Raw genomic sequence first — 18466 nt, 5'->3', positions numbered from 1 at the left:
ATGAGTCGTGTCGACACACATAGTCCTCAGCGCAGGGTTCGGAAGACTCTGGACTCCATTAGAGTCGTGAAGTTTTCCCTCCGAGCAGCTCTGGTAAATGGAGTGCTGGCCTTCATCTACAGTTGGCCGCGGTGGGTTGCTTTCACCTTCGCGCATGGCCTGATCATGTCTACGGCTATTGTGTCCGCAGTGGTGCGCTTTGGTCGCTACTGCGAAGAAGACATTGACGGAAGTCTTAGCTGCTCCAACCTCGGATGGAATGGCTTTCTAGCAGTCATCGGCCTGTTGGGCATCGCAATGTACATCACCGTTGGCTGCGTCTGGGCCCAACGCAGAAGCAACGCCAAACCACGTTTAACGAGCACCGTTGCCTCAGCATGTATTTTGTCGATCCCTATGATGGCGGGCGTTGTGGCTTTGCTGCTGGGGCTCCAGTCCTACAACAGCTTCGGCCTGACCTCTGACAATCACCTTTTCCTGATCATCTGTGCAGTAGTGATGGGCAGCGTGGTGATCGTGACAGGACCAGTGTCTTTCGACCCTGCTGCCTATGCAGACGGCCACGGCATCGCGGTGGCATGGTCCATCTTTAAAACCAATGTGCTGCGAACACTCGTGCTCATCGTCGCAACCATGCTGTTCTTTGTCACAGCTGTGATCTGCAGCCACCACGAATATACGCTGCCGTTCATCCCGATGTTTGTCCTAGGCACACCCGTGGTGGCGTTGGTGTGGTTGGAATGTTTCTGGCAATCTGTCGCACGTATCGACCGGCTACCTGTACCGAAGCTTCGCTAGGTCTTCCCCACGGCGTCATTATCCTTGTGTAGTTTCCGCCGGGGGCTAGCAGTGGCCATCGCAAGGAGCGACACCCCAAGACATCCGCCAGCTATAAGTGCAGCCAGTGCCGTGCTGCCGGGGGATAATGCGGACTCCCAACTGCGCGGTCTGTGCGTGGTTGACAGTTCAATAGCCTGGGTGGTTTTTTCTTCTTCGGCGGTGCTGCTTAGTGGCGAGGTCACCGCATGCACGGGGGATATGTAGCCGGTTGCGGGATCGCTGTTGTGGAACAAATGCTGCCTGAACTCCTCTGTTGAAGCGTTCGGATGGCGCTGCTTGAGGGCCGCGACAATGCCGGTGATGATGGGCGCTGCGAAACTCGTTCCGATGATCGGCTTGGCTGACTCTCGGGGACCGGCGGGGGCAAATGCTTCGATGAAGCCCTCGCCTCGGGGGTCGAGCCCGTAGGGTACATGCCCCTGCGCGGCGATCAGCTGCTCTACGTTGTGCGGAGGCAGAGCGTACTGCGCCGGCAATCGTGGGCTGTCCAAAGCGCTGACGCTGATAACCCGTGGATCGGCCCCGGGAAAAATGGTGTCGCCGGGTTGGCAATTGGGGCTGTTGTTACCGGATGCCGCAACGACCACAACACCTTGGGCCTCTGCGCGATCGATGACTGTGGCTAGCTGCTGTCGGACTACCGCTGCTGTATGTTCGTCAGGCGCGCACGCGACCACCGAAAGGTTAATCACGTCAACTCCCATATCGAGGGCGATCGAGATGGCGTCGATCATTGTCGCGAGGTTGCCGCCGGGATCCTGATGTTGGTTGTTGGTGATGGCAGTGGTCTGCTTGATGCTGATGATCTCTACGTCAGGCGCGATGCTTGCGATCCTGCCTGCCACGATGGTGCCATGCCTGTCGCAATCATCGAATGGTCCGAGGGTGATGTCTGCCGCTGATTCGCCAAGACGCTCAGCAATGACGTCGCGTCCGTCCACGACGTTGAGCGCGGGGTGCTGGGCCACACCTGTGTCAATGACAGCCACGGTCACTCCGCGTCCGGTCGCAAAATCTTGGAGTGCGGCCAGCCATGGTTCTGGTACGGCATCCGGGGTGGGATCGAAGGGTATGACGTCTGGGCAGATTCGTTCAACTGCAGGGACATCGGGTGGGGCAGTGGTGCCGTCGTTTTCCTCAGGCTCTTCGGCGTGCGTGGGTGCGATGAGATACAACGGCCACAACGCGGCCATGACAAGGGCAGCCAGCGCGTGGTTGCGTCTTCTGCGAGTAGGCGCGGCCATCACATGCTCCTGAGCATCTCAAACACACCAGCTAGGTGAAGCGCTAGGGGAATGCAGGCGACGAGAGCGAGCGTTTCGAGCCGCTCCAACCAGGCGATGGTGGTTGGCGAGAGTCTGTCCAACACCCCGGCCCACCGGGTGTGCGTGAGCGCGCCGAAACACATGAGTATCGGTGGTACCCACGCCCAGAGATTTAGAGACTGGGGGCTGTGCGCTGCGACTAGCGCCGAAGCAACAATTGTGGACGTGGCCCAACACCACAGCAGCCACTGGGACAACCTATCGCTGTGCCGGACGCTGTGCAGCCCGATCGCTGCGCCGACACACACCACAAATGCCAGAGGGAAACCGCCAGCGGAATCCAACCCGATGCGGACACAGCCCCATATAGCCACCGCGCATACCCCTGCGATAGCTCCAGAATGGATAGCGGCAGCGCGTTCCGCGTGCTCGTCGGCGTCTGGCTGAATGTCCTCACAGTGGTCAATATCGGTACCGGGACCAGGCAAAGTGGGTAACTTTAGCCCAGCGAATCGGATGCTCACATGAGCAAGAATCACCAAAACCACCAAGCTCACAGCCACGCACACAGCAGCGACGGAAGTTACCGATGCGTGGGGAAGAAACCACGCCCAAGAAGACAACAGTCCCACGCTTGCGGCGCTTGAGGCAGCGGCTACCCACATGACGATGCGGCGCGCGATGGATCTTTCGGCCTGGCGTTGGTGATCAGAGACAAAGGGGCTAAGCCGAACGGTACTCAGCGCCGGTGGATGGGCCACCACCAGGATGGACGCCCCACACGTGGCGGCGCACGCAGCAATCACCGAATAACCCACGGTAGATTCGGGAGCTCTACACGGGCCCAACCCGCCAGCGCCGAAGCTACAGCTGGCCGCCTCAGAAAAAGTCGTATAACCCCCAACCATCACCCAAGCAGCAGCCGCGGCATAAGCCATCGTGGCTCCTGCCAACACCATCGCCGGGGCATAATGCTGCCGATCCTTCTGTGTTGCGCGAACAGACAACAACCACGTCACCAGAGCAAAGAGCAAGCAACCGCCTGCCAGCAACGCACTGGATGTGGAGGTGACCGCCACGTCTGAATCAGCCACCGCCGACGCCACCCGACGCGCCCCACCCGACAACAAAGCAGCCGCCGCCAGACACGCAGCCACCAGAGTCGGCACCCCCAACGGACTTGGGGCCGGAACCGACGCGACGTCAACAAGTGATTCGGCAGCATCCTTGAGTATCGTTCCCTGCGCGCCATTATGAGGCATCAGCACGATGCAGTCCCCAGAGACCAGTCCGAGCTCGCCCAAAGGCATGCCCGCATCCAACGGCTGCCCTAAGGGAGTGCGCGCCTGCCAACTGATGCTCAATTCCGGTGCCCCAACCGCGTCGATAATGTCGTCCAAAACTTCCGCGAGACAACTACGCGCCGGGACTTCAATAGCAACCTGAGGCAGGCGCGTGCGTTTGGATGCGTGCAGTAAGTCAATACGGACTGCAAGCTGGATCAACCCATGCATTACCCCGTGTGTTCCCCCCTCTGTTCCCCGTTCCGCCAGCGTTTGCGTTTCGGCGCTGGCGTGACCATCGGAGCTTGAGGTGGCCACGGCCGAATCCGGTGTCACGGATGAAGAGTGCATTAGAAAACCCCCACATGAATAAAAAAATTTTCCCCGAAAAGCTGCGCGAGTAGCGCACTGTCGCCTAGTATAGGCCGAAACTGCACACAATGGGGCAGCTTTTACACGGGGAAGAACAATTTTTTAGTGATAGTGGGGGGACAATGTCCATGTACGCGACGTCGATTTACACACCAGAAAGTCACGTTGTTTATCCGCTGAGCGAGGCACGCAAACAGCCCGCTCCACCTATGCCCGAAGGCAGCATCAGTGTTGACGCCGTGCCTGCCGCACCGCGCCAACAACCCATGCCGCTCATGCGCCTGGCGGTGCCGATAATCATGGTGGTAGCCATCGGTGCTGTCATCGGGCTGATGCTGATGTCGGGACAGGGTATCCACCCCATGATGATGATTTTTCCCCTCATGATGCTGGTGAGCATGGCGGCGATGTTCAGCCCACCAACCGGTGACGATGTCGATGACGTGCGCCGAGGCTACGTCCGCCACCTGCGCACGGTGCGCACCGTAGCCATCGACCACGGGCGAATCCAACGCGTCGCGCTCGCCCACAAGCACCCAGACCCGCAGGTCCTGTGGTCTATGGTCGGATCCCGCCGAATGTGGGAGGCAAACACCGCCGACGTCGACGATCTGGCGGTGCGTCTGGGGGTCGGCTCCGTAGCACTGTGCACCCCGCTTGATGTCGCCGAACCCACCTACAGTGAAGACGCCGACCCCGTGTGCGCCATCAGCCTGCGGCACGTGCAACGAAGCGTCGGGATTGTCGAAGACGCCCCCATCACCATGGAGTTTGCGCACTTCACCCGCGTGGGGGTTGGTGGGCCCCAAGCCGCGCAACACATCCGGGCCCTGATCAGTAGCCTCACGTTCTCCTACGGGCCCGAAATGCTTTCCGTCGAAGTAATCGGCGAAGGATTCGAATGGGTGAAGTGGCTGCCGCACACCGTTGGGCAGCCTGACCGGGGCGTCGCAGCAGTCAGGGTGTTGATTCTGAGTGAATTAGACGCAGGCATGATCAGCAGCGAAGAGATCGACGATCTCATCCACGATGGGGGACCACAACACCAGGGCTACAACATCGTCTTCGACGTAGTCACAGCACCTGATGCGCCCACCATCGGACGCATGCGCCAATCGGATATTTACTTCGATGTGCGCGACGGGGATATCCGTGTGCCATCGGCCAACGGAATGGACACCCTCTGCCGCGCAGATCTGTTGAGCGAACAATTAGCGACCGTCACCGCCCGGAAAATGTCCGGCTATCGACGCCCCGTAGAAATAACCGGAAAACGTTCCACGCGCCTTCTGCCACTGCTTGGATACGACAACCTCCACCAGTGGAGAACCACCATGTGGTCCACACGACGCCAAGGGCGCGACAGGCTACGGGTGCCCATCGGACTCGACCGCCAAGGACGACCCCTGGTGATCGACCTGAAAGAATCCGCGCAAGGGGGAGACGGCCCCCACGGCCTGCTCATTGGTGCAACCGGCTCAGGAAAATCCGAACTTCTACGCACCCTCGTCGTCGCCTTGGCAGCAACACACAGCCCAAGCGAACTGAACATGGTGCTCGTCGACTTCAAAGGCGGCGCGACCTTCCTTGGGCTCGAACAGCTACCGCACACCGCTGCAGTGATCACCAACCTGGCAGAAGAATCCATCCTGGTGGAACGCATGCACGTCGCCATCAGCGGTGAAATGAACCGCCGGCAAGAACAACTACGCAAAGCCGGAAACTTCGCCAACGTCGACGCTTACAACGAAGCAGCCCACCGAGCGGGCACCGAACCCATGCCAGCACTGTTCATCGTCATCGACGAATTCTCCGAACTGCTGGCACAGCACCCCGACTTCGCCGAACTCTTCGTCGCAGTCGGCCGCCTGGGGCGCTCGCTCCACATCCACCTCCTTCTCGCCAGCCAACGACTCGAAGAGGGAAAACTCCGAGGACTGGAATCGCACCTGTCCTACCGCATCGGACTCAAAACTTTCTCAAGCGCAGAATCTCGCCAAGTCCTCGGAGTAACCGATGCCTACACGCTGCCTTCACGCCCAGGCGCCGGATACCTCAAACGAGACGCCGAGGGTGTCCTAGGATTTCACACAAGCTACGTATCCGGCCCACTCGAAGCCAAAGAACTCGCACAACCAACCACCACACAAGCCCCAGGCCACAACGAAAACTCCGCAGTTCAACCATTCACCCTGCGCACCTTACAAGCACAAGCGCAGGGACAATCGGCAGACGCGGCGTCATCAACCAATGACAGCCAACACAACGCCCAGCCTGCCACCCGCACCACCCTGCTCGCAGCCATCGCCGAAGGCGCCCAACAACAAGCCGGACGCCGCGGACTGCGCGCCCACTGCATGTGGCTGCCCCCACTACCACCACGAATTTCCCTCGGGCAGCTCATCGGAAGCACACAACCCAACCACGGTGAACACGCTGGCACCGCCGAGGACGCCAACACCCTAGCCTGCACAATAGGCATCATCGACCGCCCCTACCACCAACTCCAAGACCCCTTCGTGCTGGACATGGGTAGCTCCGGAGGACACATGGCGCTCTGCGGAGGCCCACAATCCGGAAAACGACAGCCCTACGCACCCTCGTGCTATCCATCGCCGCAACACACAACACCTCCCACGTCCGCTTCTACATCATCGACTTCGGCGGCGGGCTCCACGACCTCAACAGCCTGCCCCACGTCGCAGGAATCGCAGGCAAAAAAGACAAACAACGCGTCGAAAGGATCATCGACGAAGTAACCGGACTGATCGACAACGCACAGACAAACACCAGCGACCCACACCACACCATCCTCATCATCGACGGATGGCACGTCCTCGGCCACGACCACGAACACCTACTCGACCGATGCGCCCGCATCGCCGCAGACGGCCCCAGCAACGGAATCCACCTAGTGATGAGCACCCAACGCTGGACAACCGTACGCCCCGTCATCCGTGACCTCATCCACCAGCGAATCGAACTCAAACTCGCCGAACCCATGGACTCGCTCATCGACAGGAAAGCACAAATGGCACTCGTGGGCGCGCCGGGCAGAGGGCTCACCCCAGCAGGCGAACACATGCTGATCGCACACACATCACCCCAAGACACCGCCCACGTATGCACCATGACCCAGGGCATGCCACCAGTACCAGCACTCAGAGTGCTACCGACACACCTACCGCTGCAACAAGTCCAAGCAGAACTCGACGCAATGACAGCCAGGGGACAGGGGGCCACACCACAAGACGGCACCCACTGGATCCCCCTAGGAATAGGCGGAAGCGACCTCGCGCCCGTCGGCTGGACACCACACACCAGCCCACACCTACTAGTCATCGGTGCACGTGGCTGCGGAAAATCCACAACCCTACGCACCATCATGCAAGGCATCAGCGCCATAGGCAGAGAACAAGCACGAATGATCGTCATCGACCACCGACGACGCCACCTCGGCATGCTTGAGCAAGACATGCTGGCGGCCTACTGCCCCGCGACGTCAACAAGCACAGAAGCGATAAAAAATCTCTGCGTCACGCTGAAAAGCCGACTGCCTGGGCCCGACATCAGCCCAGAACAACTACGCGAACGCAACTGGTGGAGCGGACCAGAACTATATCTCTGCATCGACGACGCAGACCTACTGGAAGAACAACTACTGCTGCCGCTCAAAGAATTCCTGCCCCTATCAGCAGATATCGGCCTTCACGTAGTGCTAGCGCGCAAAGCCGGAGGCTTCAACCGCAGCCTCTTCGGCCCACTTATGAGCGAACTCAAAGACCAAGTGCCGGACGTCATCGTGATGGACGCCGACCGCGAAGACGGACCAATCTTCGGGGTGAAAACCACCGCACAACAACCCGGCAGAGCCGTTCTGGTGACGCACGGCCACAACGCCGGAACCATCCACATCGCTCAACCCGACACCCCACACACCCAAACGGAACAATAATCATGAACACCCCACACACCGACAAAGCCACGCGCTGGACAGTCAACGTAACCCTCGGACAAGCCGCCACAGTGTTCAGCATCATCGACGACAACACCGGCCAACGACACGGGACAAAAACCTACCGCTTCGACCTACCCTACGAAGGACTCCAAGACGGCTGGGCAGTAGCCGGGATCATCCAACAAATCAGCGACCTGATCGGCGCCGCCGAACGCGACGCCGTCGACGCACAAGCCGCAAGCCCACAACACATCACCATCAACATCACCGAAGAACCCAGCCGCAGCGACTCCGATGCCAGCCAAGAAACCGAACAAACCTCAGCGGGAGTACAACACCTTATAACCGCGCTGCAACAAAAAGGCTACGACGTCGACGCGCAGAACCCCCAGGAACCCACAGAAGAGACCCCCAGTGCACCACAGCCGACGCACACCACGCAGGCAGAACAAACCCAGCCACAAGCCACACCGCAACGCTCGCACATAGAGCGACCCACGCGACGTCAGCACCCAAAGAAACACCGCATGCGCCCACAAGGCCGCGGGAAAACCCGCATCCAAACGACCACCATCGCGGCAGCCGCAACTCTAGTGCTCGCTCTGTCCGGGTTCTTCATCCTGACCTCCAACGGAAGCGGCCAAGAACACGAACAGTCGCACGCACAGCCCACCACCAGCCGCGCCGCAGCCCCGGCCCAGAGCACGCCAAGCACAACAACAATCACCCCAGGCCCCGCGACGTCATCAAGTCAAGCGCAACAGCCCGCCACCACCCGAGAACTGCACGGACTGAGCTTTCAAGCACCACATGGCTACGAGGCGCAAGAGCTACCCGACGGGCGCCTCCAACTATCAGGCCAACATCCAGAGCTGAGGATCTACTTGGCACGCGACGACCTTCACGGGACTGACGCCGACCTGATCTTGGAACAAATGAGGCAGGAAATCACCCAATCGCCGGGCACCGAACTCGCAACGGACAGCGCTTTCGGTGCTGAAGCAAGAGACACCGGACTGTTTTATACGGAAGACCCAGGTGACGGCAGCGCGACCTATTGGGCGGCATGGATTGAACAGGGGCAACTGATCAGCGTCGGATGTCACGCGCAGCATTCACTAGAGATCAGCCACCGGGCACTGTGCCGCGCAGTAGAGCACACCGTAAAACTCAGCGGCTAACAATGACTATGTAACTGGGATTGAAAAACTGCAGCTCAGATGGGGTTGCGAAAAAAATTTAAAAATTTTTAGGTTCTGGGGAACCTGCCTCAAAGACACTACGTCTAATACGTATGAAGGGAATTTAAGGGAAAAATTCTCTAACGGGGGGACAACCACCGTGAAGCACCCTTCTGAAAAGAGCAAGCATCGTTTAACAACGGAAGGTGGGACGACACAATGTCGACACTATTTAGGACTGAAGCTGATGTGATGGTCGCGACCGCTGGTCGAGTCGATGACGTCAACAACCAAGTGCAAGGCGAACTCGGCCGGCTGCGGGGAGTCGTCGACGGGGTCCGCTCCAGCTGGGAGGGTGCTGCACAAGTGTCCTTCGACAGCTTGATGCAGCGCTGGAACACCAGCGCACGCGACCTTCAAGACGCGCTAGCAAGCATTTCGGACAACATCCGGTCCAACGCGAAGCACTTCGAAAACGTGGAAGCCGACAACGCTGCGGCATTCAACCAGGTTGGCGGCCAGGGGCTGGCCCTCTAACAACTGCCAGATCCACAGTCCAGACAATCTCACGAGGAGACAACACACTATGAACAGTGCAATCAAGTACCAATTCGGTGCGATCGAAGCAGCCGCCGCAGACATCAATGCTTCCAGCGGACAGATCAATGCCATGCTGGATGACCTAAAAAGAGGTATCCAGCCGATGGTCGCCACCTGGGAAGGTGACTCTGCAACCGCCTACCAAGAAGCCCAGATGAAGTGGGATAAAGCAGCCGCAGAGCTCAACCAGATTCTTGCGACCATTGCTCAAGCAGTGCGCCAGGGTAACGACCACATGTCGGAAATGAACCGCGCAGCAGCTTCGAGCTGGATGTAACAAGCCTGCTGCGTTCGCCGTGAGCACGGTGTGCGCAGCACATTAAAAAATAGATCGATTGACCAATGTAGAGAAAGGAGGCTGCTTGGAACGACACTAGGAAAAACTATGAGGACACCCTCCCGGTTGCGCAGGTACTGTTGAACTAGACCGATCCCCCGGAAAAACAAACGCGCAGCCGGGAGGACGCATGTTCGGGGAACTTTAACATTTGTTTCGGACCTGCTTTTCCGTTATTATTCTTGAGTTCGAGTTTGGAAGCTTCCAGCAGTTGTCAAGTCCTGCTGAAAGCAGCAGGCTAGTGCGGGTCTCCACCGGCCGCCGTACCTAACGCCTTTCTGATCTTGTGTGGCTGGCAGTCCTAGACAGACTTATAAGGAGTCATTTTGTCTACTTTCCACCCTAAGAGCGGTGACATTACCCGTAAGTGGTACGTCATCGACGCCACTGACGTGGTTTTGGGTCGCCTGGCTTCCCAGGTTGCAGACCTGCTGCGCGGCAAGGGCAAGCCCTACTTCGCACCCAACGTTGATTGCGGTGACTACGTCATCATCGTCAACGCTGACAAGGTTCACATTTCCTCCAACAAGCGCGACCGTGAGTTCCGTTACCGCCACTCCGGTTACCCGGGTGGTCTGACGACCATGACCCTGGGTCGTTCCATGGAGCTGCACCCCGAGCGCGTCGTCTTCGAGGCTATCGAGGGCATGATGCCGCACAACAAGCTGACCCGCCAGTCCGTTAAGAAGCTGCGCGTGTTCGCTGGCGCTGAGCACCCCTACGCTGCTCAGAAGCCTGAAACCTACGAGATCAAGCAGGTGGCACAGTGACCGATCAGAACATCAACGACAACTTGGTAGCTGAAGCTGCTGCTGCAGCTAGCGAAGAGTTCACCAACACCATTGGTGATGCAGTTGCAGTCGAGGCTGAGGCTGAGGTTGCTGCTCCCGTTATCATGGATGGCCCCATCCAGACTGTTGGTCGCCGTAAGCGCGCCATCGTCCGTGTTCGCATGGTCGAGGGCAGCGGTAAGTTCGTCTGCAACGGTCGTAGCCTGGAAGAGTACTTCCCGAACAAGCTGCACCAGCAGCTGATCAAGGCTCCACTGGTCCTTCTGGACCGCGATGGCCAGTTCGACATCCACGCTAACCTCACCGGTGGTGGCGCTAGCGGTCAGGCAGGCGCTTTCCGTCTGGCAATCGCTCGTGCACTGAATCTCTACAACCCGGCTGAGCGTGCCGCCCTCAAGAAGGCCGGCTTCCTCACCCGTGACTCCCGTGCCGTGGAGCGTAAGAAGGCTGGTCTGCACAAGGCCCGTCGCGCACCGCAGTACTCCAAGCGTTAAGTCTTACTTTTACGCTGCTCGACACCGCGCCGTTCACTGCTCGTCAGTGGGGGCGCGGTGTTTGTGTTTTTCAGACGCTTACTCAAGCGCTTTTACCCCCGGGGTACCGGGTGGGGGTGAACAGGGGATCAACGGCTGTGGCGTCTGTGATTGGTGGGGTTGAAGTTGATCCGTCCTCTCGAGGATTCTCAGCAGAACTCCAAGCCGGAAACCAACCAGCAGGTCATTCCCTACAAGTTCGGTAAGGAAGGCGGCTACAGCTTCGAGGTAACCCCGAAGTCCGAAGGCGAGCTGAAGCTCAACCTCACCGGCGCAACCGCCGAGTTGCTTGCCGCACTCAAGGAAGGCGGCAGGGAAAAGCATAAGGTCACCGACATCAACTGCACCGCTGAAGGCACCCTGGCCACCGTCAAGGTTGAAAAGGGCGACGACGTCACCCCGCCTCCAGCTGATCCCCGTTCCAGCGACCTCGGCGACAACACCTTCGTGAAGGTTCTGCTCGGCATTGGTGGCGCTAGTGCAGTTCCCGGCGGACTGTTCGCTCTGCTGAACAACGCTGGCCTGCTGCCCCCTCAGCTCGCTAACCTGATCCCCGGCCTGAAAGCTCCGGCTCCCGCACCTGCACCGGCTGCAGCTCCTGCTGAAGAGCTCGGTAAGGGTCTGCCCAAGAACTAAGGCATACGCGGTCACGCATTAGTTCACTCATCGCCCGTTCTTTTGACGCGAGCACTCTCTTCTAAAAAGGGTGTGAGCGCTCAAAAGGGCAGACTTTTGCTCTTTTAAAAGGCGCGAAGCTTTTTCACATCGGTCGCTGATACACTCTCCCATCGGGAGCTAATAGCGCTGCCGGATAAAGGGAGAACAGCTAACGTGGGACAGAAAGCACAAGAACAGCAAGCAAAGCCTCGTATCGGATCGAGGATCCGCCGAGTCAGTGGTATCGACGGACTGCGTGGTGTTGCTGTTGCTGCTGTCGTCATTTATCACTTTTTCGGAGACGTCTTCCCCGGTGGGTACCTCGGTGTTGACGTATTCTTCGTGCTGTCTGGGTTTTTGATTACCTCTCTGCTCGTCCGGGAAAAGGTCGCTACCGGTACGGTATCCCTGAAGCAGTTCTGGATTCGTCGCGCTCGACGCATCTTGCCCGCCGCGCTCACCGTGCTTGCTATAGTCACAGTTCTTTCCGCGATGATTGGTGGAGACGCAGGCGTCGGACTTACAGCACAATTTCTTGGAACCCTGGTTTTTGCTAATAACTGGGTTCAGATAGCGGGCTCGCACAGTTACTTCGCAGACACCGGTGTGCAAGTTTTTGCTCACTATTGGTCTCTGGCGGTCGAGGAGCAGTTTTATTTGCTGTGGCCACCACTGTTCGCAGCTATCACGGGGGGCCTTGTTGGTGGGCGTGCCCTGCGCGGTGCAGCCCTACGCACCCGTTTGACTGCGGCTGCGGTCTTAGCGACGATCCTCGGGGCGGTGTCTTTCGCCCTGATGGTTGCCTTGTATAACCCTGAGGCAGACCCTACCCGCGTGTATTACGGAACCGATACGCATTCTTTCGGTTTGCTGGTGGGCGTAGTTCTGGCGATCATGATGACTTCCGACAGCGCAGATGCATCGGATTCCTGGCCTCAGCGGCGAAACCCCTTGCGTATTCCGCTGGTTGCTGCATCACTAGGTGTCCTTGCGGCAGCAGGCCTAGTGGCGCTGTTTTTCACACTGCCCGATACCAGCCCGGTGACATACAGGGGAGGGCTACTCGCGGGCTCGATTCTGACGGCGATCGTGCTGGCAAATGTTGTAATGGAAGCTGGCCCGGTCAGCTACCTCATGCGGGTGCGTCCCCTTCGGTGGTTGGGAGAGCGTAGTTTTTCGCTCTACCTATGGCATTGGCCGGTGATTGTGCTGCTGCGTGAGTTGTTGTTCGGTTATAGCTGGGGGCGTAACCCGTGGCTGCTGGGTGTGCTTGCGTTGGTGATTTCTGTGCCGTTGAGCCATTGGTCGTATGCCCGGGTGGAAACCCCCATTCGCCGTAAAGGCTACCGTGGCGCGATTCGTGGGTGGATCCGCGAGGCAGTGTCGCCGGGGCCCCAGTCGCGGCGTATCGCGGTGGGGTATGCGCTGGTCACTATTTTTGCCACGGGCTCGATTGCTGCGTTCGCTTTGTCCCCGAATCAGACGACCTTGGAGCGTGACCTGGCGGAGATCAGTGCAGGTAGCGGTAGTGACGCGCCAGAAAAGGCGCAGTCCGTTGAAGAGGTGAAAGAAGTTCGGGCGATGCCTACGGGGGATCAGATCACGGCCATCGGCGATTCGGTGATGCTCGCTAGTGCACCAGCGCTCGAGGAACGCTACCCTGGTATCTACATTGATGCGGAAGTTTCCCGCGCGATGTTGTCTATTGGTCCGACGATCGACCAGCTGGAGGCAACTGATTCGCTGGATCCGTTCGTGGTGTTGGGTTTTGGCACAAATTCCGCGATTGAGCCGGAAGTGATCGACGAAGTCATGGACAAGCTAGGTCCGGATCGCATCGTGGTGGTGACGTTGCCTTATGGTGATCGCTACTGGATTCCGATTTCTCAACAGACAATTATTGACGCCGCGGAACGTCACCCTAACCTGTATGTTGCGGATTGGTGTCACGCCGCCCAGTCGGATCCGTTGGCGTTGCGCCAGGACTTGATCCACCCGACTGAGGAGGGTGCGGTGTTGTACGTGGATGCGGTGACGGCAGCGTTTGAGCAGTGGACCTTGCAGGATGAGGACGCCAAGGTGATCCCCGAGGTGTGCTCTTAAATCCTTGGCGGCTGTCTGTGCGGCCTGTGAAGACCACTCGGTGGCCTTTTGGGGGCATACTTGGTGGCTATGAGTCGACTTTTTGGTACTGATGGTGTGCGAGGCCTCGCTAATAAGGCTTTGACTGCGGAGCTTGCGTTGAAGCTGGGTGCGGCTGCAGCTCACGTTTTGACCAGTGAGAATCGCACGTCTAAGCGTCGACCTGTTGCTATTGTTGGTCGCGATCCGCGTGTGTCGGGGGAGATGTTGGCGGCGGCGTTGTCTGCGGGCATGGCCAGTCGCGGCGTCGATGTGTTGCGTGTGGGTGTTTTGCCGACTCCTGCTGTTGCTTTCTTGACTGATGATTATGGTGCGGACATGGGTGTGATGATTTCCGCCTCGCATAACCCCATGCCCGACAATGGCATTAAGTTTTTCGCAGCCGGCGGCCACAAGCTGGCTGATGAGGTTGAAGACGAAATTGAGCGCGCGTTGCACTCCCTTCCGGAGACGGGCCCTACCGGCCATGGCATCGGTCGTGTCCTGGAGGAAGCCCATGATGCTCAGGAGCGATACTTGCAGCACCTGTCGGAGTCTATGCCGGCGAACTTGGAAGGCATCAAGGTAGTTGTTGACGCCGCGAATGGTGCGGCTTCAGATATCGCACCGTTGGCGTATGGTGCTGCGGGTGCTGAAGTTGTGGCAATTCACCACGAGCCTAATGCCTACAACATCAACGATCGTTGTGGTTCGACCTACATTGAAGAAACTCAGCGTGCAGTCGTTGAACATGGGGCTGATATTGGCTTGGCTCATGATGGTGACGCCGACCGTTGTCTTGCTGTGGACGCAGAAGGCAACGTTGTTGATGGGGACCAAATTATGGCGATTTTGGCGCTGGCGATGAAAGACAATGGCCAGCTGACCAAGAACACCCTCGTCGCCACGGTGATGAGCAACCTAGGCCTCAAGCTCGCCATGGACGAAGCCGGCATTACCTTGCGCACCACGGCTGTCGGTGACCGCTATGTGCTCGCTGACCTTACTGATGGGGGTTATTCTTTGGGCGGTGAGCAATCAGGCCACATTGTGCTGCCTGACCACAGCACCACCGGTGATGGTGTGCTGACCGGGCTTGCGTTGATGTCCAGGATGGCCGAAACGGGACTGAGCCTCAAGGCTCTCGCAGGAGCCATGACGGTGTTGCCGCAGGTGCTGATTAACGTACCTGTTTCGGACAAGTCGATCATCGCTGAACATGAACGCGTCGTTGCCGCAATCGCCGCGGCAGAAAGTGAACTCGGCACTTCTGGTCGAGTACTACTGCGCCCGTCTGGCACTGAGGAACTATTCCGAGTCATGGTGGAGGCGGCCGATGCAGAGACTGCCCGCAAAGTGGCTGGACGCCTCGCCGCGGTCGTGGCAGATGTCTAAAGTCACCTGGACGCCGCAACCCCCGCGACGTCATCAATAAAAAACTTTTTTAGACCCTCGTGGAACCCACGGGGGTTTTTCTACGTCCAAGTATGTGAGGGGAAAAATCCACCGGAAAATTTTAAGCACAACAACGCAAGGGGGACACATGCGTAACGACATGGACGTTGACATTGATGCCGCCATAGAACTGCTCAATGAGCTTGTGCGCGAAGCACACACCCAGCTCGGAGCACATAACGCGGAGATACCCTTTCTACCTGCGCAGGCTTTGGGAAGGGACTTTCGGGAGCACGCCATCGCACTGCACGGGATGATGATGCGCGTTCATCGCAACAACTATCGACAAATGCGATGGATGGCAGGGGTCAGTGAGAAAGGAATCTCGCTGGTCAAACAGTTGAAAGAACAGGATTTGTCAGCGCAGCGCTGGTTCGACACAGGGGGAAACGATGACTAGTTACCCAGCAGTACGTGATTACGCCGCGTCCGTCGACGCACTCCATGCGGGTTCCCGCGGACTGTACGGAGGGCCTGCCGTGGGTGCTGCGGAAATATCCGAACGTTTCGCGTCGACCGTAGGGCTGGACACAAACGCCTTGCGCGCAAGTGGGCGAAGCACCCGCGGCTCTGCGGACATGAGCACGACGAACTATCTGTGGCCGCTGCTTCGGCCGATCGTGCAGATTGCTGGGCGAGAACTCATCACGCAGGGCGTAGGCGGCATTGTTGGGATGGTGCTCAAAGGCCTCAGCGATGCGGATGAAGTTGAAAAAGACAGCAATGATGCAGGCAACACGATTGACGTAATTGAGGCGGATATGGATGCTCAGACGGCGTTCATCGCACGCCAACTTAAAAACCTGATCGATGGGGTGGTCGCTAAGCTGAGCGTGATTGACTCGGTTGAACATCCAGCAGTGTTTGCCCAAGTCGTTGAGATAGGTGCCGGGCTTATCGACCAAGCGGCCAGTATCCTTCTGGGTGCCGCCTCCGATCGCGATACTGCTCTGCACGAATTACTCGAAGCTCTCACTGCGAAAGTAGAAGCGATAGCCTCCTGCGAGCAGCGATGCCCGGCAGTCCTGGAGACAGAGGATCCGGCTGCGCAGGAGGTAACCACGCAGCCAGCAGGCGCATGCAACACACCCCAGCCAGTCGGAGGCGGCTCTGCCTCCGGTGGTGGGGGAGCCGGTGGCGGTGGTGGAGGAACCGGTGGTGGCTGGAGCGCCCCAGTTGGTGGGGCGCCTGTCGCTCCGGCGGCTGCAGGTGTACAGCAGGCTCCACCCGCTCAGCCAGTGGGACAGGCACCAATGGACGCTGCTCCATCCGGACAGTGCGCATGCGCTGACACCCAGCACAGCTCCACGTGCGCGTGCGGCGACACTGCTGAAGATCAGAGGAAGCAATCGGAGCGGACTGGCTTGCGCACACCCGTGCAGACTTCTGCTGCGCATTGCGACACCGATGACACATGCGGCCCCAAGCCCGGCACGCCCACTGTTGATGCGCATGACGAGGATCAAGACAGTGCTAGGGACACCGACGAGGGTGCAGATAACGGAGCCAATGATGGGCAGTCGGACGACTCTGGCGACGGTGACAACACCGGTGAGCAAGGAGGACTGCTTGCGCGGATCTTCGGGGTGGACTTCAACCTCGGCGACCTGTTGCACAAGGTGGTCGGCACCGGTGGAATTGGAATGCTTATTGCCGGAATCGGTCAGCTCGTGCAGTACGCAATTGCTCATGGGGGCGAGCTAGTGAGCCACATTCAACAGGGGATCGGACATGTGGTCAACCAGGTGAATCACACCCTTGGGGCATGGGGCATTGGCCCCCATGCGGCACCCCCGGCGGCGGCGCCTGAACCCGCTCAACCTGCAGTGGCACAGAATGTGACTGCTCAAGCCAGCCAAGAGCCTGTGTATGACTATCCCAAAGAAAAAACTGCAGCAACTCAAGCTGCACCAGCAGTGAAAGGTATCGTCCGGACAGGAGGACAGTGGACATGAACCCAGAATTTTCCCGCATTCTAGATTCCTACCGGCAGCAAGCCGAAGAACGCCTACGTCAATTTGATGCGGCTGTGGAAAAAGCAATTCAGCAGGCTAATGCTGTGGGTAAGAAAGCTGATACTGCACCTAGCGGATCAACTGCAGGTGCAATCAACCCCCTGAATGAGAACGAGTCCACCGAATCCGTGGACCACACGCCCCAAGTATCCGGTCTACGCCCACGCAAGCAACGACGCCCGGCGGTGGAACACAGCGGGGCGTCGTTGTACGGGCTGGGTTGAGTCTGCTAGATCAGGCTTGCATGTGAAGCAATCTCGGAGTGGGGGATGGTGTCGAAACCCTTCCCCTTTGCTTCGTTGTCTGAAAAACCGGCGTATTTCTTTTCCCCAGCGAGCTGGTGAAGTAAGAAACCGGTGATAAGCCCGCGTGCGATTTCACGGGGACCAGCCTTGGGTAAGCCCATCCCGATGGCCATGCTGAACATTGCGTTTTCTGCAAAGCCAATGGATGTGGCCTTTTTGATTTCACGGTAGACCACGGGGCCGCCGTAGTTGAGTGCGACCTTTGCCGGGTTCCCGGCCTCAAGCAGTTGGTTTTCGGCGGAGCCAATGATCAACCCGGGGATGTTAAGCAGACGGGCGATGTCCTCCGCCGGTGGGGTGGTTACAGACGGGTACGCAGCGACAACTGCCTTCAGTGCGGGACGATCCGAAGCTGCGAGGATGGCAGCGCCACCGCCCATGCCGTGGCCAACGACGCCCAGTTTGTTCGGCGAGACGGTTGTTTTACCGGTGCCGAGTTTGACACCCGCGAGGATCTGCAGGCAGGTTTCCAAGTCGGAGGCGAACCCTTGGGTGTCGGGGGCGATACCTTTTTCGGTATTGGGAGCGGCGACGACGATGCCCCAACTAGCTAGGTGGCGTAGCGTCGCGTGGTAGCGCGAAATATCAGTCATCCAGTCGTGCCCGAAGGCCACTGCGGCTCGCCCCGAACCGGATGCGGGGGCGTAGACCTTACCGGGAATACCCACATAGTTAAGGTCGCCGACGAGGACCCGTTCCGGTCCGCGTTTGGATAGATACGCTAGGTGCTTCTTCAAATTCTCAGCCACCCCC

Annotated in this window: 15 protein-coding genes and 1 pseudogene; 13 read left to right on the top strand and 3 right to left on the bottom strand. The window is 58.7% G+C overall.

The window, feature by feature from the left end:
- Positions 1 to 798: a hypothetical protein gene (locus L1C91_RS07245; protein WP_234858667.1), complete on the top strand. Its 798-nt coding sequence runs from the start codon at positions 1 to 3 to the stop codon at positions 796 to 798.
- On the opposite strand, the gene L1C91_RS07240 is transcribed toward L1C91_RS07245, so the two are convergent.
- On the bottom strand, positions 795 to 2084 hold the full coding sequence (locus L1C91_RS07240; protein ID WP_234858666.1) for a S8 family serine peptidase: 1290 nt from the start codon (positions 2082 to 2084) through the stop codon (positions 795 to 797). The two genes, L1C91_RS07245 and L1C91_RS07240, sit on opposite strands and share 4 nt — an antisense overlap.
- On the bottom strand, positions 2084 to 3619 hold the full coding sequence (gene eccD, locus L1C91_RS07235; RefSeq protein ID WP_234858665.1) for a type VII secretion integral membrane protein EccD: 1536 nt from the start codon (positions 3617 to 3619) through the stop codon (positions 2084 to 2086). Before eccD ends, L1C91_RS07240 begins: the two co-directional genes overlap by 1 nt.
- A gap of 407 nt (positions 3620 to 4026) precedes the next feature.
- On the opposite strand from eccD, the pseudogene eccCa reads away from it, so the two are divergent.
- From eccCa to L1C91_RS07175, 12 genes and pseudogenes are all read left to right on the top strand, one after another.
- Positions 4027 to 7715: pseudogene (gene eccCa / locus L1C91_RS09560) on the top strand (type VII secretion protein EccCa).
- A 2-nt stretch (positions 7716 to 7717) separates the two neighbouring features.
- Positions 7718 to 8899 (top strand): type VII secretion-associated protein, encoded by a 1182-nt coding sequence (locus L1C91_RS07225; RefSeq protein WP_234858664.1) that lies wholly within the window; start codon positions 7718 to 7720, stop codon positions 8897 to 8899.
- Positions 8900 to 9118: 219 nt separating this feature from the next.
- Positions 9119 to 9436 (top strand): WXG100 family type VII secretion target, encoded by a 318-nt coding sequence (locus L1C91_RS07220; RefSeq protein ID WP_021012134.1) that lies wholly within the window; start codon positions 9119 to 9121, stop codon positions 9434 to 9436.
- Between the two features lie 49 nt (positions 9437 to 9485).
- Positions 9486 to 9776 carry a WXG100 family type VII secretion target gene (locus tag L1C91_RS07215; RefSeq protein WP_021012133.1) on the top strand — a complete coding sequence of 97 codons (291 nt, stop codon included), beginning with the start codon at positions 9486 to 9488 and terminating at the stop codon, positions 9774 to 9776.
- Positions 9777 to 10162: 386 nt separating this feature from the next.
- Positions 10163 to 10606 (top strand): 50S ribosomal protein L13, encoded by a 444-nt coding sequence (gene rplM, locus L1C91_RS07210; protein WP_021012132.1) that lies wholly within the window; start codon positions 10163 to 10165, stop codon positions 10604 to 10606.
- Positions 10603 to 11121, top strand: coding sequence for a 30S ribosomal protein S9 (gene rpsI, locus L1C91_RS07205; protein WP_021012131.1), 519 nt, complete (start codon positions 10603 to 10605; stop codon positions 11119 to 11121). The genes rplM and rpsI overlap by 4 nt, the downstream gene beginning before the upstream one ends.
- A 165-nt stretch (positions 11122 to 11286) precedes the next feature.
- A complete protein-coding gene (locus L1C91_RS07200) occupies positions 11287 to 11796 on the top strand; it encodes a hypothetical protein (protein WP_234858663.1) in 510 nt (169 codons plus the stop codon).
- A gap of 195 nt (positions 11797 to 11991) precedes the next feature.
- Positions 11992 to 13920 (top strand): acyltransferase family protein, encoded by a 1929-nt coding sequence (locus tag L1C91_RS07195; RefSeq protein WP_234858662.1) that lies wholly within the window; start codon positions 11992 to 11994, stop codon positions 13918 to 13920.
- 69 nt (positions 13921 to 13989) lie between these two features.
- A complete protein-coding gene (glmM, locus tag L1C91_RS07190; RefSeq protein WP_234858661.1) occupies positions 13990 to 15333 on the top strand; it encodes a phosphoglucosamine mutase in 1344 nt (447 codons plus the stop codon).
- A 148-nt stretch (positions 15334 to 15481) separates the two neighbouring features.
- Complete coding sequence (locus L1C91_RS07185) at positions 15482 to 15793, top strand: hypothetical protein (RefSeq protein ID WP_234858660.1); 312 nt, start codon at positions 15482 to 15484, stop codon at positions 15791 to 15793.
- Positions 15786 to 17348: a hypothetical protein gene (locus tag L1C91_RS07180; RefSeq protein ID WP_234858659.1), complete on the top strand. Its 1563-nt coding sequence runs from the start codon at positions 15786 to 15788 to the stop codon at positions 17346 to 17348. Before L1C91_RS07185 ends, L1C91_RS07180 begins: the two co-directional genes overlap by 8 nt.
- Positions 17345 to 17632: a hypothetical protein gene (locus L1C91_RS07175; RefSeq protein ID WP_234858658.1), complete on the top strand. Its 288-nt coding sequence runs from the start codon at positions 17345 to 17347 to the stop codon at positions 17630 to 17632. Before L1C91_RS07180 ends, L1C91_RS07175 begins: the two co-directional genes overlap by 4 nt.
- Positions 17633 to 17637: 5 nt before the next feature.
- Here L1C91_RS07175 and L1C91_RS07170 read toward each other — a convergent pair whose 3' ends face one another.
- Entirely contained in the window at positions 17638 to 18462 is an 825-nt protein-coding gene (locus L1C91_RS07170; RefSeq protein WP_234858657.1) for a dienelactone hydrolase family protein, read from the bottom strand.
- Between the last annotated feature and the right edge of the window lie 4 nt (positions 18463 to 18466).

This window comes from Corynebacterium argentoratense (assembly GCF_021491455.1).
GTDB classification, from domain to species: Bacteria; Actinomycetota; Actinomycetes; order Mycobacteriales; family Mycobacteriaceae; genus Corynebacterium; species Corynebacterium argentoratense_A.
This window is presented reverse-complemented; position numbering and strand designations above follow the sequence as displayed.

Excerpts from the sequence above, each read along its gene's own strand:
- L1C91_RS07245 (WP_234858667.1), top strand. The coding sequence starts at position 1 with ATGAGTCGTGTCGACACACATAGTCCTCAGCGCAGGGTTCGGAAGACT.
- L1C91_RS07240 (WP_234858666.1), bottom strand. The coding sequence starts at position 2,084 with ATGGCCGCGCCTACTCGCAGAAGACGCAACCACGCGCTGGCTGCCCTT.
- eccD (WP_234858665.1), bottom strand. The coding sequence starts at position 3,619 with ATGCATGGGTTGATCCAGCTTGCAGTCCGTATTGACTTACTGCACGCA.
- L1C91_RS07225 (WP_234858664.1), top strand. The coding sequence starts at position 7,718 with ATGAACACCCCACACACCGACAAAGCCACGCGCTGGACAGTCAACGTA.
- L1C91_RS07220 (WP_021012134.1), top strand. The coding sequence starts at position 9,119 with ATGTCGACACTATTTAGGACTGAAGCTGATGTGATGGTCGCGACCGCT.
- L1C91_RS07215 (WP_021012133.1), top strand. The coding sequence starts at position 9,486 with ATGAACAGTGCAATCAAGTACCAATTCGGTGCGATCGAAGCAGCCGCC.
- glmM (WP_234858661.1), top strand. The coding sequence starts at position 13,990 with ATGAGTCGACTTTTTGGTACTGATGGTGTGCGAGGCCTCGCTAATAAG.
- L1C91_RS07185 (WP_234858660.1), top strand. The coding sequence starts at position 15,482 with ATGCGTAACGACATGGACGTTGACATTGATGCCGCCATAGAACTGCTC.
- L1C91_RS07180 (WP_234858659.1), top strand. The coding sequence starts at position 15,786 with ATGACTAGTTACCCAGCAGTACGTGATTACGCCGCGTCCGTCGACGCA.
- L1C91_RS07175 (WP_234858658.1), top strand. The coding sequence starts at position 17,345 with ATGAACCCAGAATTTTCCCGCATTCTAGATTCCTACCGGCAGCAAGCC.